The 14211-nt window shown below is 59.4% G+C and carries 14 protein-coding genes; 7 read left to right on the top strand and 7 right to left on the bottom strand.

Annotated elements, in window-relative coordinates; genetic code table 11:
* Nucleotide 1: 1 nt before the first annotated feature.
* Together GFU70_RS16720 and GFU70_RS16715 are read right to left on the bottom strand one after the other, a co-directional pair.
* Nucleotides 2-283 carry a hypothetical protein gene (locus GFU70_RS16720; protein WP_058544512.1) on the bottom strand — a complete coding sequence of 94 codons (282 nt, stop codon included), beginning with the start codon at nt 281-283 and terminating at the stop codon, nt 2-4.
* Between the two features lie 126 nt (nt 284-409).
* Complete coding sequence (locus GFU70_RS16715; protein WP_058544513.1) at nt 410-625, bottom strand: hypothetical protein; 216 nt, start codon at nt 623-625, stop codon at nt 410-412.
* Nucleotides 626-860: 235 nt separating this feature from the next.
* Between GFU70_RS16715 and galU the strand changes: the two genes are divergently transcribed.
* From galU to ahpF, 4 genes are all read left to right on the top strand, one after another.
* A complete protein-coding gene (gene galU / locus GFU70_RS16710) occupies nt 861-1700 on the top strand; it encodes a UTP--glucose-1-phosphate uridylyltransferase GalU (protein ID WP_003182953.1) in 840 nt (279 codons plus the stop codon).
* Between the two features lie 376 nt (nt 1701-2076).
* A complete protein-coding gene (gene gorA / locus GFU70_RS16705) occupies nt 2077-3432 on the top strand; it encodes a glutathione-disulfide reductase (RefSeq protein ID WP_116641969.1) in 1356 nt (451 codons plus the stop codon).
* A 312-nt stretch (nt 3433-3744) separates the two neighbouring features.
* The gene (gene ahpC, locus GFU70_RS16700; protein WP_014337814.1) at nt 3745-4308 is read left to right on the top strand and encodes an alkyl hydroperoxide reductase subunit C; all 564 of its coding nucleotides are present in this window, start codon (nt 3745-3747) and stop codon (nt 4306-4308) included.
* Nucleotides 4309-4431: 123 nt separating this feature from the next.
* Nucleotides 4432-5994, top strand: coding sequence for an alkyl hydroperoxide reductase subunit F (gene ahpF, locus GFU70_RS16695; protein WP_153388443.1), 1563 nt, complete (start codon nt 4432-4434; stop codon nt 5992-5994).
* A gap of 75 nt (nt 5995-6069) precedes the next feature.
* Here ahpF and gloA read toward each other — a convergent pair whose 3' ends face one another.
* On the bottom strand, nt 6070-6591 hold the full coding sequence (gene gloA / locus GFU70_RS16690) for a lactoylglutathione lyase (protein ID WP_058544516.1): 522 nt from the start codon (nt 6589-6591) through the stop codon (nt 6070-6072).
* Nucleotides 6592-6785: 194 nt separating this feature from the next.
* Here gloA and GFU70_RS16685 point away from each other — a divergent pair, with 194 nt between their 5' ends.
* Nucleotides 6786-7313, top strand: coding sequence for a DUF4946 domain-containing protein (locus GFU70_RS16685; RefSeq protein ID WP_058544517.1), 528 nt, complete (start codon nt 6786-6788; stop codon nt 7311-7313).
* A 109-nt stretch (nt 7314-7422) separates the two neighbouring features.
* Here GFU70_RS16685 and GFU70_RS16680 read toward each other — a convergent pair whose 3' ends face one another.
* From GFU70_RS16680 to GFU70_RS16670, 3 genes are all read right to left on the bottom strand, one after another.
* Nucleotides 7423-7788, bottom strand: a complete 366-nt coding sequence (locus GFU70_RS16680) for a histone-like nucleoid-structuring protein, MvaT/MvaU family (protein WP_153388442.1) — start codon at nt 7786-7788, stop codon at nt 7423-7425.
* 211 nt (nt 7789-7999) lie between these two features.
* Nucleotides 8000-9544 (bottom strand): EAL domain-containing protein, encoded by a 1545-nt coding sequence (locus GFU70_RS16675; protein WP_153388441.1) that lies wholly within the window; start codon nt 9542-9544, stop codon nt 8000-8002.
* Between the two features lie 272 nt (nt 9545-9816).
* Nucleotides 9817-10680: a LysR family transcriptional regulator gene (locus GFU70_RS16670; RefSeq protein ID WP_153388440.1), complete on the bottom strand. Its 864-nt coding sequence runs from the start codon at nt 10678-10680 to the stop codon at nt 9817-9819.
* Nucleotides 10681-10926: 246 nt separating this feature from the next.
* Between GFU70_RS16670 and GFU70_RS16665 the strand changes: the two genes are divergently transcribed.
* Entirely contained in the window at nt 10927-11871 is a 945-nt protein-coding gene (locus GFU70_RS16665) for a DMT family transporter (protein ID WP_058544521.1), read from the top strand.
* A 250-nt stretch (nt 11872-12121) separates the two neighbouring features.
* Nucleotides 12122-13198 (top strand): 4-hydroxyphenylpyruvate dioxygenase, encoded by a 1077-nt coding sequence (gene hppD, locus GFU70_RS16660; protein ID WP_058544522.1) that lies wholly within the window; start codon nt 12122-12124, stop codon nt 13196-13198.
* A gap of 89 nt (nt 13199-13287) precedes the next feature.
* On the opposite strand, the gene rarD is transcribed toward hppD, so the two are convergent.
* The gene (rarD, locus tag GFU70_RS16655) at nt 13288-14172 is read right to left on the bottom strand and encodes an EamA family transporter RarD (protein ID WP_064106926.1); all 885 of its coding nucleotides are present in this window, start codon (nt 14170-14172) and stop codon (nt 13288-13290) included.
* Nucleotides 14173-14211 lie beyond the last annotated feature (39 nt).

Below are 14211 nucleotides of genomic sequence, written 5' to 3'. Positions count from 1 at the left end.
CTTATTTACAGACCACCACGACACTGCGGCTGGTGAAGTTACCGACGTCGACGCCCAGGGTCTTCTCGCTTTCCTTGGCCTGGGGCGTGCCGTCGGTGCCGACGATGCGATAGCCAGTGCCGGCACAGGACGCGTCAGCCTTTTCGTAGCACGTCGCCCAGGAGTTGGCCTCGCCCGAGCAATCGATGGTCAGGCCTTGTTCGCCGTTGTCCAGGTAGGTTTTTTCCGCCGAGGCACAGCCCGCCAGGGCCAGGACTGTAAACAGCGCCAGAAGTGTCTTCATGGGATCATCATCGAGAAGGGAAGGGCAACGGCGAGATTATAGCGAATGGCCATTGCGGTACAGCTAAAGTACAGCTAAACAAGCCTCGCTCAATGCTCATTTGGCATTTACTGGAGGCTCGCCTGGTTACTTCTTGCGGCGGGGGCTGCGTGCAGGGGCGGTGTCGCGTTCTTTCTCCGCGGGGGCCGCGCGCTCATCCTGGAATACCGCGGCCACTTCCACCGCCATGGCCTTGCTGGGCAAGGGACCGGCGACCTGCTCGCCGTGGTAGTTGATAATCCACCACTGGCCGTCCTTGCCCTGGCTGACCGAATAACCGTTTGCGTTTCTTGTTGCCGACATCTAGCTGCCTCAATTGGCGGGATCAAGTGCGCCATGATACGGCAAATGCTCGCAAACAGCGCCTACTGGCGTACAGTGGGTCCGCTGCTGCCATCGAAACGAAAGGCGATTGAACTATCCGCCGTTTTTTATTTCTCTATGATGGCAGCGGTTGGCCAGCGCGGGCATTGTAAGGTGCCTGTCGCCTGATTAGACTGCGCCGAAACTCGTACACACCGCCTTTTCAAGGACTTATATGATCAAGAAATGCTTGTTCCCAGCAGCCGGTTACGGTACTCGCTTCCTGCCAGCGACTAAAGCCATGCCCAAAGAAATGCTGCCGGTGGTGAACAAGCCACTGATCCAGTACGGCGTCGAAGAAGCCCTTGATGCTGGCCTGACTGAAATCTCCATCGTGACGGGCCGTGGCAAGCGTGCGTTGGAAGACCATTTCGACATCAGTTACGAGCTGGAAAACCAGATCAAGGGCACCGACAAGGAAAAATACCTGGTCGGCATCCGCAAACTGCTGGATGAGTGCTCGTTTTCCTACACCCGCCAGACCGAAATGAAAGGCCTGGGCCACGCGATCCTGACCGGTCGCCCACTGATCGGTGACGAACCGTTCGCCGTGGTCCTGGCGGACGACCTGTGCGTCAACCTCGAAGGCGACGGCGTACTGACCCAGATGGTCAAGCTGTACAAGCAGTTCCGCTGCTCCATCGTGGCGATCCAGGAAGTCGATCCGCAGGAAACCAACAAGTACGGTGTGATTGCTGGCGAAATGATCCGCGACGACATCTACCGCGTTCACAGCATGGTTGAAAAACCAAAGCCTGAAGACGCACCGTCGAACCTGGCGATCATCGGTCGCTACATCCTGACCCCGGACATCTTCGACCTGATCGAACAGACCGAGCCAGGCAAGGGCGGCGAAATCCAGATCACCGACGCCCTGATGAAACAGGCCCAGAACGGCTGCGTCATGGCCTACAAGTTCAAGGGCAAGCGTTTCGACTGCGGTGGCGCCGAAGGCTACATCGACGCGACCAACTTCTGCTTCGAGAACTTCTACAAGACGGGCAAGGCTTACTGATAGCTTGCACCGCCCCTTGAAAAACGCCCCGACTGGTTCGGGGCGTTTTTTTTTGCTTGGAAAATCTCGGGCAGTGAGTAACCCGTGGCGAGGGATCAAGCCTCGCTGGGCTCTGTAGGAGCTGGGGAAGGCTCGGGCCGCGTTCGGACGATCTTTTGATCTTGGTCTTTCGCTCAAGACTTAATTGGCAGTGGAAAGATCGCAGCCTCGTTGCACTCGTCAGCTCCTACAGAGCCGAGCGGGGCTTGCTCTTTCGCCACAGGGTCAGGTTGCTGACGTCCAGCTGGCTTTTCCATTTTCCACCCCCATAACCATCGCAACGCTGCCTCAGGTGAAAACAGCAGGTATGCTGATGACCTGCCGAAGGAGATAGAAAATGGCCTACGATTTTGACTTGTATGTGGTTGGCGCCGGTTCCGGTGGTGTGCGTGCTGCGCGGTTTGCCGCCGGTTTCGGGGCCAAGGTGGCCGTGGCGGAGAGCCGTTACCTGGGCGGTACCTGTGTGAACGTGGGGTGTGTACCCAAGAAGCTGCTGGTCTACGGCGCGCATTACGCCGAGGACTTCGAGCAGGCGTCGGCCTATGGCTGGACGGCGGGCGAGGCGAGTTTCGACTGGGCCACGTTGATCGCCAACAAGGATCGGGAGATCAATCGCCTCAACGGCATCTACCGCAACCTGCTGGTCAACAGCGGCGTCGTGCTGCACGAAGGTCATGCCAGGCTGACCGGGCCCAATGAGGTCGAGATCAATGGCCAGCGCTACACCGCCAGGCACATCCTGATCGCCACGGGCGGCTGGCCGGTGATCCCGGACATTCCGGGGCGCGAGCACGCCATCAGCTCCAACGAGGCGTTCTTTCTCAAGGACCTGCCCAAGCGCGTCATCGTGGTGGGCGGTGGCTACATTGCGGTGGAGTTCGCCGGGATCTTCCACGGCATGGGCGCGCAGACGTCCTTGCTCTATCGCGGTGACCTGTTCCTGCGCGGCTTTGACGGCGCGGTGCGCAAGCACCTGGCGGAAGAACTGACCCGCCGTGGCCTGGACCTGCAGTTCAACGCAGACATCAAGTCCATCGAAAAACTGGACGATGGCAGCCTCAGGGTCGAGCTCAAGGATGGCAAAACGTTGCTCACCGACTGCGTGTTCTACGCCACCGGCCGCCGACCGATGCTCGACAACCTGGGCTTGGAAACCACCGGCGTCACGCTGGATGAGAAGGGCTTTGTCCAGGTCAACGAAAAATACGAGACCGCTGAACCGTCGATCCTGGCCATTGGCGACGTGATCGGCCGCGTCCAGCTCACCCCCGTCGCCCTGGCCGAAGGCATGGCGGTGGCGCGGCGTCTGTTCAAGCCCGAGCAGTATCGCTTGGTGGATTACCGGATGATTCCCACCGCCGTGTTCAGCCTGCCGAACATCGGCACGGTGGGCCTGACCGAAGAGCAGGCCCGGGAGGAGGGGCATGAGGTCGAGATTTTCGAAAGCCGCTTCCGGCCGATGAAGCTGAGCTTGACCGACTGCCAGGAACGCACCCTGATGAAACTGGTGGTGGATGCCCAGACCGACAAGGTATTGGGATGCCACATGGTCGGTCCGGATGCCGGTGAAATCGTCCAAGGCCTGGCCATCGCCCTCAAGGCCGGCGCCACCAAGCGCGACTTCGACGAAACCATCGGCGTGCACCCGACCGCCGCCGAAGAGTTCGTGACGATGCGTACGCCCGTCGCCTGACGCCTACCCGCCGGAGCCATGTAGGAGCCATGTAGAAGCCATGTAAGAACTGTGCGGGAGCTGTGTAGGAGCTGTGTAGGAGCTGTCGAGTGCAACGAGGCTGCGATCTTTCCAAAGACGCTTGCATCTCAAGCGAAAGATCAAAAGATCAAAAGATCGCAGGCTTCGCCAGCTCCTACAGATTTTTTCTATCTATATAGATTCCTGATAGCCAAAACCAATCATTCACATCAGGTTTGCCAATGAGCCAGCCCGGGGATGAGTGGTTAAGATTCCCTCCATCAACTTTTCAACCCTGATGGAGAAACATCGATGCCTATCATCAACAGCCAAGTTAAACCGTTCAACGCTACCGCCTTCAAAAACGGCGAATTCGTCGAAGTATCGGACGCCAACCTGAAAGGCAAGTGGTCTGTCGTGTTCTTCTACCCGGCTGACTTCACCTTCGTTTGCCCAACCGAGCTGGAAGACCTGGCCGACAACTACGCCGAGTTCCAGAAACTGGGCGTCGAAATTTACAGCGTCTCCACCGACACTCACTTTGCCCACGCTGCCTGGCACAACACCTCGCCAGCGATCGGCAAGATCCAGTACACCATGATCGGCGACCCGACCCACGTCATCTCGCGCAACTTCGACGTGCTGATCGAAGAAGTCGGCCTGGCTGACCGCGGTACTTTCGTGATCAACCCGCAAGGCCAGATCAAGATCGTTGAAATCAACGATGGCGGTGTAGGCCGTGACGCTTCCGAGCTGCTGCGCAAGATCAAGGCCGCTCAGTACGTTGCCGCTCACCCGGGCGAAGTCTGCCCAGCCAAGTGGAAAGAAGGCGAGGCCACCCTCGCTCCGTCCCTGGACCTGGTCGGCAAGATCTAAGACCGTGCTCCCCTTGAGGGCGGTCATCCGCACCTAAGCAAGCTGCACCGCCCACAAAAAACGCCCGGGCGAGATTCGCTCGGGCGTTGTTTTTTCTGAAATTCAAAAATGGAAATCGCCCGTATGTTGGACGCCAATCTTAAAGCTCAGTTGAAGTCATACCTGGAACGGGTCACCCAGCCGATCGAGATCGTCGCCTCCCTCGACGACGGTGCGAAATCCCAGGAAATGCTCGCGCTACTCCAAGACGTTGCCAGTCTTTCCCACCAGATTACCTTGCTCGACAACGGCAGCGATGAGCGCAAGCCTTCGTTTTCGTTGAATCGCCCGGGAGCCGATATCAGCCTGCGTTTTGCCGGCATTCCCATGGGCCACGAATTCACTTCGCTGGTGTTAGCCTTGCTGCAAGTGGGCGGTCATCCTTCGAAGGCCAGTGCCGACGTCATCGAACAGGTTCGCTCTCTCAAGGGCGAGTTCAACTTCGAGACCTATTTCTCGCTGTCGTGCCAGAACTGCCCGGACGTGGTCCAGGCGCTGAACCTGATGGCGGTGCTGAACCCGAACATTCGCCACGTTGCCATCGACGGCGCGCTGTTCCAGGCCGAAGTCGATGAACGCCAGATCATGGCCGTGCCCAGTGTGTACCTCAATGGTGTGAACTTCGGCCAGGGCCGCATGGGCCTGGAAGAGATTCTTGCCAAGATCGACACCAGCGGCATCGAGCGCCAGGCCGAGAAAATCAGCGCCAAGGATGCCTTTGATGTGCTGGTGGTCGGCGGTGGCCCGGCCGGTGCTTCGGCGGCGATCTATGCGGCCCGTAAAGGTATCCGCACCGGCGTGGCGGCCGAACGTTTCGGCGGCCAGGTGCTCGACACCATGGCCATCGAGAACTTCATCTCTGTTCAGGAAACCGAAGGGCCGAAACTGGCCGTCGCCCTGGAAGAACACGTCAAGCAGTACGACGTGGACATCATGAACCTGCAACGTGCCGACGCCTTGGTACCAGGCAAGGACGGCGGGCTGCATGAGATCAAGTTCGCCAGCGGTGCGAGCCTCAAGGCCAAGACCGTGATCCTGGCGACCGGTGCCCGCTGGCGTGAAATGAACGTGCCGGGCGAGCAGCAGTATCGCAACAAGGGCGTGGCGTACTGCCCGCACTGCGACGGCCCGCTGTTCAAAGGCAAGCGCGTGGCGGTGATCGGCGGTGGTAACTCCGGCGTCGAGGCGGCCATCGACCTGGCCGGTATCGTCGCCCACGTCACCTTGCTGGAGTTCGATGTGCAATTGCGTGCCGACGCGGTGTTGCAGCGCAAACTGCACAGCCTGCCGAACGTGACGGTGATTACCAACGCCCAGACCACCGAAGTGACGGGGGATGGCCAGAAGGTCAATGGCTTGCGCTACAAGGACCGTCCGAGCGGTGAAGTGCGCGATGTGGCGCTGGAAGGGATCTTCGTGCAGATCGGCCTGTTGCCCAACACCGATTGGCTCAAAGGCACCGTCGAGCTGTCGCCACGGGGTGAGATTATCGTCGACGCCCGGGGTGAAACCTCGATCCCTGGCGTGTTCGCCGCCGGTGACGTGACCACCGTGCCGTACAAGCAGATCGTGATTGCCGTGGGCGAGGGCGCCAAGGCTTCGCTGAGCGCCTTCGACCACCTGATCCGTACCTCTGCGCCGGCCTGAACAACCGATACCGGAAAAAACAAAACCCCATGAGCCTGGCTCATGGGGTTTTGTTTTGGGTCACGTTGGTGAGGCTTACAACGGCGCAGGCTGGATGATTTCAACCCAGTAGCCATCCGGGTCCTTGATGAACGCCAGGCTTTTCATGCGACCGTCGCTCAGGCGTTTCTGGAAATCGCAGCCCAGTGCTTCGAAGCGCTCGCAGGCGGCAACGACGTCCGGTACCGAGATGCAGATGTGACCGAAACCGCGTGGGTCGGTGTTGCCGTTATGGTAGGCGAACGCCGGGTCGCTTTCGGTGCCGTGGTTGTGGGTCAATTCCAGGATGCCAGGGATCGACTTCATCCATTCGGTCCGCGCCGCTGCGTCCGCCGGGATCTGGTTCTTGTCCACCAGGGCCAGGAAATACAGGCTGAATTCGGCCTCCGGGAAGTCGCGTTTCTCCACCAGGGAGAAACCCAGCACGCGGGTGTAGAAATCCAGGGACCGGGTGATGTCCTTGACCCGCAGCATGGTGTGGTTGAAGACGAACTTGGCCGTGGCGGCGTCGGGTTGGGCGGTGACGCCAGGGAAAGTATTGAGTTCGTGCAGGCTCATGGGCCCTCCGGAAATAAGTGGGGCAAACGGCGTCGCAAGTTTGGTTGCGACGGTTCCTGGGCTTGCGTCAGACGGCTTCCTTGCAGGTGCGCCCATGATACGCAAGGGGCGCGGTGTCGCCAAACCGCGTGTGGCTATTGCCTGGTTTTGTTGCGGGCTTCAGACTTTACGATTCGCCCTTGAGTGCCAACGCAATGATTCGACCGTTCTTTTCACTGTTTGTCCTGCTGTTTGCCTGCGTTGCGAGTGTCGGTGGCGTCCAGGCGGAGGAACCGCAGGTTGCCTGGCCTCAAGGCTGGGTTGTCGAACCGCTGCCTGCCGATGCAGCGTCGCCCGGCCCCTTGCGACAACGTGCAACCAAGAGCGATTCGGCAGGCAATGCCGTGATGGTCATGGAACTGACCACGACCACCGTCGAGCCCGATCACCAGGTCAACTTGCAAGGCGTGTTGCTGGAAATGCGCAAATCAATCCAGAAGGATTTTTTCAAGGGTGGTTACCAAAGTGTCTGCACTAAGATCCATGCTTCCATGTTGGGGGGCGTAACTGCATTGGAAACCACTTGCACGATCACGCAAAACGGACGGCATGTATTGTCTCAGACACTCGTCGCGGCACTGAATGAGGGCAAGGCTTATGTGCTGTCCTATGCAGGGCAGGCGCAGGTGTTTGTTGAAAGCCAGGATGAAATACAGTCGGTGCGAAATAGTTTGAAACTATAACGCCGTCAGCGTAATACGTCCGGGGTTTAATCCAAAAGTTTAGCCCATAAAAAAGCCCTGAGTGTATTCAGGGCTTTTTTGCATCCTGGAGGCTGTCAATCACGCACTGTCAACCACGCAACCAGGAATCGACGGTAGCTGCACCGTACTGTTCTTTCCAGGCTTTCAGGCCGCGGTGATTGCCGCCCTTGGTCTCGATCAACTCGCCGGTGTGCGGGTTCTGGTAAACCTTTACCACTCGCGCACGGCGGGTCTTGGTGGGTTTGGTCGATTGCAGGCTTGCCTTGGACGGGCTCGGGTCGAGGATCGCGACGATGTCGCGCAGGCTTTTGCCGTAGGTTTTCATCAGTCCCTGGAGCTTTTCCTCGAATTCGATTTCCTTCTTGAGCCCGGCATCGTTCTTCAGCGACTCCAACTGCTTGAGCTGTTCTTGAAGGGCCTTTTCGGCTGCACGAAATTCAGCGAGTCTGGACAAAATCGTTACTCCAATCAAAATATTTGGCTGATACCAACCGCAAACAAAGCTATAAGCCAAGCGCCTTGGTGTTAATGACTCTCCTGCTATCTGGCACAGGTAGAAAAATTGTAGTAGTTAATCCGGAAAGTGTAAATCGTAACTTTTTCGTTATGTAACAACAGCAAGAGCTTTTATCAGTTGGGCATCGTAGTCAATGGATAGGCGGTGGTTAACTGCCATTAGTGCCGGTCAAGGTCTCAATGAACGCCTGCCCGCTAATCGGCCGGCCAAATAGATAACCCTGTAGAAAGTTCACCCCGTGGGCGCTCAGGTAGTCGCTTTGCTCGACGGTTTCGACGCCCTCGGCCACCATGTCCAGGCCCAGCTTGCCTGACAGTTCGATGATGCTGTCGAGCAGGTGCCGTGACAGGCTATCGGCACCGATCATCGCGACAAAACTCTGGTCGATCTTCAAGAAGTCCACGTTGAACTGGCGCAAGTACGCCAGGCTGGAATGACCGGTGCCGAAATCGTCGAGGGCGATCTTGACCCCAAGCTCCCGCAGTTGGTCGAACAGTTGCCGGGTAACCGGGGTAGGTTCGATCAGCTCCCGCTCGGTCAACTCCAGCACCAGGGCAATCGTACCTGGGGCGAAGGCGTCGAGAAATTCGCGACAATCGTCCACCAGCGCCAGATCCTGGCAGTGGCGGGCGGTGATGTTGATGCCGACATGAAACGGCGCTTGGAGTTGAGGCGCCAGCGGTGCCAGCAGGCGTATGGTCTGCTGCATCAGCGCCCGGGTCATCGGTACGATCAGGCCGCTGTGTTCGGCGAATGGAATGAACAGGTCCGGGCGAACGAGGCCTTCCTTGGGGTGGTTCCAGCGCATCAGCACTTCGACGCCGGCCCAGCGTTTGCTGTCGCTGTGTACGACCGGTTGCAGATAGGGCACGAACTCGCCGGCTTCCAGGGCCCGTTGCAATTCACGACTGGGCGAGGAGGCGCGTTTTTGCAGCCAGTGGCCGAGTGCTCCGGCGATGGCACCGAAGAAGATCAGCAGGCTGAACAACGGTGGATATTCCCGGGCTATATAGCGCCAGACTTCTCCTTCATCAAAGCCTGCTTCAACATTGAAGGGATAGCGTGATGAGGCGAGGCCGCTCTGCGCGACCGGCAGCACGGGCAGAGGTAGCTGCCGGACCTTGCCGTCCGCCGCCAGCCAATTCGGCCCGACTTGCAGCCATAGTCGGGTCTGACGGCCGATCAAGCGCAAGACGTTCGCCAAGTGATACCCATCAAGCGTGGCCAAGGCGCCTTGGCGGCCCTCATTGAGCCGGTAGATCAGTAGCGCGGTGTCCGGCGTGACCGGGTTGCCGTCCATGAGCCACAAGGTGCCTCGATGGTAGTCGCTCGGGATGATGCGCTCCTCGAAGGCACCGAACAGCGAGCTGCAATACAGGTTGTTATCCCAGGTAAGGTTGGTCGAACGGACGAAGGGCCGGCGTGTCACTTGCTCGCGTAATGCCAGCTTCACCACTTCGCAGGGCTGCCCGGCCAGGGGTAATAGTTCACGGGCCGCCAAGGCTGTGTTGTCGAGCATCAGCTCGATCTGCCTGACCAGTTCCTCGGCGGTCTGGCGGGTGTGTTGCGCCAGGGTCCTTTCGGCCTGCATGTACAAAATGGCCAGTCCTGACAGCATCGGTACCAGACCGCAAAGCAGGGTGAGGAGATAGCGACGGGGCCGGGTGTGCGAGCGTGGGGAGGTCAAGGGCATCGGCACAACCTGAGAAGAAAAGGGATGAGGGGGAAACGTCGCATGCCGACCATGATAGATGGCCCGCCGAGTGCTTGCTGACCGCAGCGTGACTGTGGGCGAGGTTTGTGGGAGCAAGGTCTGTGGGAGCAAGGCTTGCCCGCGATGAACGATCATGCGGTCCACCTGGGGAACCGAGGTGCGTTCATCGCGAGCAAGCTTTGCTCCCACAGGTTCAATGCCAGGCTCTCCCCCAGGTTCAATGCCATGCTGCCACAGGTTTGATGCTGGGCTCATGACTGCCGGGCTAGCTCGATAAACGCCAGGGTGGCGGGCGAGGCCTGGCGGCTGTCCAATACCGCCAGGCCAATCTGGCGCGGCACCCGCGGCGATAAGGGGCGCACGACCAAGCCTGGGTTTTTGCCCTCCGGCAACGAGCCTTCGGACACCACGCTCACCGCCTCACCGCGCCTGACGATATCCAGGGTGCTGAGCAGTTGCGAACAACGAAAACGCACATTCGGGGTCAGCCGGGCGGCATTGAACAGGCGAGAAACCAGCTCCGACGATCCCGCCTCGGTGTGCACGAAGGGGTCGTTGCACAGATCCTTGAGGCTCAGGCGGGCCTGGGCGGCGAGGGGATGGTGAGTGGGCAACAGGGCGACCATCTGATCTTCCATCAGCATGAACGTATCGAAACGTTCCTCGGGCAGCACCACGAAGCCAACGTCGATCCGCCGCTCGTCCAGCCATTGGATGACCTGCCTGTCGGGCCCCTCATCGATGTGCACTTCGATGCCCGGATGCAAGTCTCGATAGCGCCGCAGGATACCGGGCAACAGCTTCATCGATGACGTTGGCCCGAACGAACCGATGCGCAAGGTGCCTCGGCGCATGCCCCGGGCATCGGCAGCTTCCTGGCGCAAGGTGTTGGCCAGCCCGAGCATGGCCCGGGCCCGCAGCAGCAGTTGTTGGCCGATGTCGCTGAGTTCCACCTGGGACTGATGACGCCTGAGCAAATCCACGCCCAATTCTTGCTCCAGGGATTTGATGGCGTGGGATACCGCTGACTGGCCGATGCCCAATCGTGTGGCTGCCGCGGTGAAGCCACGCAGCTCGGCGACCAGGGAGAAGATTTCGAGTTGGGTGAGGGTCATGAGTAATTGCTCATTTTACGATGACGAGGCATGAGCCAGATAATGAGGTATCTGACCTGAATCCGGAAGCAGCACTACACCTGTGGCAAGGTTCCACCCTGTGGGAGCAAAGCTTGCTCGCGATGAGCGATGACTCGGTTTGCCTGCTGAATCGCGCCGCCTTCATCGCGAGCAAGCTTTGCTCCCACAATTAATCCCCCTCGCCACAGGTTTTGCGTTGTTCCCATTAATGTGTGGTGGTGAACCATGAAAACCTTCGAACAAACCCTCCCAACCCCGTCAGACCTGCCGGTCTACTTGAAGCTCGCCATGGTCACCATGATCTGGGGCGGGACCTTCGTGGCCGGTCGGATCCTTGCCGATGCCCTGGCGCCGATGTTCGCCGCCAGCCTGCGTTTCCTGCTGGCCAGCATCGCGCTGCTGGCGTTTCTCGCCCTGGCTGGGATCCCGCTGGCCAGGCCCAGTGTGAAGCAGGGGCTGCAGTTGGCCGCGCTGGGGTTGTTCGGCATCTTTTTCTACAACCTGTGCTTCTTCTATGGCTTGCAGTACATCAATGCGTCGCGGGCCTCGCTGATCGTGGCCTTGAACCCGGCGGTGATCGGGCTGGCGTCCTGGTGGTTGTTCAAGGAGCGGCTCAGCCACCTGAAAGTGGTGGGCATCATGCTGTGCATCGGTGGGGCGGGGTTGGTAATCGTCAGTCGTGATCCGTCCCTGTTGCAAGGCGCGGCGCAGGGCTGGATCGGCGATTTGCTGATTTTTGGCTGCGTGCTGGGCTGGGGCATCTATTCGCTGTTTTCCAGGAGCCTGAATGAAAGCCTCGGCCCCTTGCAGACCGTGACCTGGTCGATTCTGCTGGGCACGCTGATGTTGTGGCTGGCCTGCGCGACTGCCGGCGAGATTCGCTTCGAGGCCCTGCGCGGCCTGGATGTGGAGCAATGGCTGAGCCTGTTGTACCTCGGCGTGCTGGGCTCGGCCCTGGCCTATATCGCCTGGTACGACGGCATTCGCCGGATCGGCGCGACCCGTTCCGGGGTGTTCATCGCGCTCAATCCGTTGACGGCGGTGCTGCTTGGGGCGCTGCTGCTGGACGAACGGCTCACGGCCTTGATGTGTGTGGGCGGGGGCGTGATCCTGCTGGGCATTTTCCTGTGCAACAAACCCCTTGCGCGGTCGAAGAAAAAGGCGATTTGATACAGAAGGCGGACAAACCTGGTTACGCTGTGTAGAATCGATTTACGCATATAAGAATAACGTCTTCTGGCAGCAGAAGCCTCGCCCGCAAGAGCCTTGGGTCGACAATGAAGATACTTGGGTTTCAACTGATCTATGGCGATTTCCTCGCCCGCAGCGTTCGTGGCATTTCCTGCGCGCCGCCCCGTGTCCTCAGCATGGCCAGCAACTAACGTTTTTTGTTAATTGACCCGACTGATGAGGCGCCGACATGGCAGATCTATACGAAAATCCCATGGGCCTGATGGGCTTCGAATTCATCGAATTCGCATCCCCGACCCCCAACACCCTGGAGCCGATCTTCGAGATCATGGGCTTCACCAAAGTGGCCACCCACCGCTCCAAGGACGTGCACCTGTATCGCCAGGGCGCGATCAACCTGATCCTCAACAACGAACCCCACAGCGTGGCGTCGTACTTTGCCGCCGAGCACGGTCCGTCAGTGTGCGGCATGGCGTTCCGGGTCAAGGATTCACAGAAGGCCTACAAACGTGCCCTGGAACTCGGCGCCCAGCCGATCCACATCGAGACCGGCCCGATGGAGCTGAACCTGCCGGCGATCAAAGGCATCGGCGGTGCGCCGCTGTACCTGATCGACCGTTTTGGCGAAGGCAGCTCGATCTATGACATCGACTTTGTGTTCATCGAGGGCGTTGACCGCAACCCGGTGGGCGCGGGGCTGAAAATCATCGACCACCTGACCCACAACGTGTATCGCGGGCGCATGGCCTACTGGGCCGGCTTCTACGAGAAACTGTTCAACTTCCGCGAGATCCGTTACTTCGACATCAAGGGCGAATACACCGGCCTGACCTCCAAGGCCATGACCGCCCCGGATGGCATGATCCGCATCCCGTTGAACGAAGAATCGTCCAAGGGCGCCGGGCAGATCGAAGAGTTCCTGATGCAGTTCAACGGCGAAGGCATCCAGCACGTGGCCTTCCTCACCGATGACCTGATCAAGACCTGGGATCACCTGAAAAGTATCGGTATGCGCTTCATGACCGCGCCGCCGGACACCTACTACGAAATGCTCGAAGGCCGCCTGCCGAACCACGGCGAACCGGTCGATGAATTGCAGTCGCGGGGCATTCTGCTGGACGGTGCTTCCGAGCAGGGCGATAAACGCCTGCTGCTGCAGATCTTCTCGGAAACCCTGATGGGGCCGGTGTTCTTCGAATTCATCCAGCGCAAGGGCGACGATGGTTTCGGCGAAGGCAACTTCAAGGCGCTGTTCGAATCCATCGAACGCGACCAGGTGCGTCGTGGTGTGCTGGCGACCGAGTAAGGCCTGAGCCATGAAAAAGCCCGCCCGGCAGTGATGCCGGGCGGGCTTTTCATTGCCAATACAGAATCCCTTGTGGTCAGGCGGTGACCTTAAGTCCGGCGCTGCTGCCGCACCAAATGCTTGAACCCTTCGAACACCAGCACCGCGACCGCCATCCAGATGGGGATGTAGGTCAGCCATTCACCGGCCTTGATGCTTTCGCCCAACAGCAGCGCAACGCCCAGCAGCAACACCGGTTCGACATAACTCAACAGCCCGAACAGGCTGAACGGCAGCAGCCGACTGGCGACGATATAGGACACCAGCGCGCTGGCGCTGATCACCCCGAGCAACGGGATCAGCAGCGACAGCCACGGGTATTGATCGAAAACGTCGAGGCCCTGTTCACCGCTTTGCACGAACCACAGCGCCACAGGCAGCATCAGGGTCATGTCCAGCCAGAGCCCGCCCAGGTTGTCGGTCTTGATGCGTTTGCGCAGGATGAAATAGATCGGGTAGCCGAGCACCACCAGCAAGGTTGCCCAGGAGAAACCACCCACTTGGTACAACTCGTTGAACACGCCCAGGGTGGCGAAGAACACGGCGACTTTCTGCAGATAGGAAAGGCGTTCGCCATAAACGATGCGTCCGGTCAGCACCATCGACAGCGGCAACAGGAAGTATCCCAGCGACACGTCCAGGCTGTAGCCATTGAGCGGTGCCCACATGAACAGCCACAGTTGCGCGCCCATCAGCGCCGACGAGGCGATCGCCGCGATCAACAGCCGTGGCGTGGCGATCAGGCGTTGGATCAGCGCCGTGACCAGTTTCCATTCCCGCGTCACCAGCAGGAATGCGGTCATGCAGGGCATCGTCAGCAGCATGCGCCAGCCGAAGATTTCCACGCCGGTCAGCGGTGAGAGCAGCGAGGTGTAGTAGTACATGACGGCGAACAGCGCAGAGGCCGAGACCGATAGAACGATGCCTTTGGACACGGTGATTCTCTTGAGGGCGATCAATCAACACCCTACCTG

It is taken from the genome of Pseudomonas brassicacearum (assembly GCF_009601685.2).
Classification (GTDB): Bacteria; Pseudomonadota; Gammaproteobacteria; order Pseudomonadales; family Pseudomonadaceae; genus Aquipseudomonas; species Aquipseudomonas kilonensis_B.
Note: the sequence above shows the minus strand (reverse complement) of the source record. Positions and strands in the feature narration are given on the sequence as shown.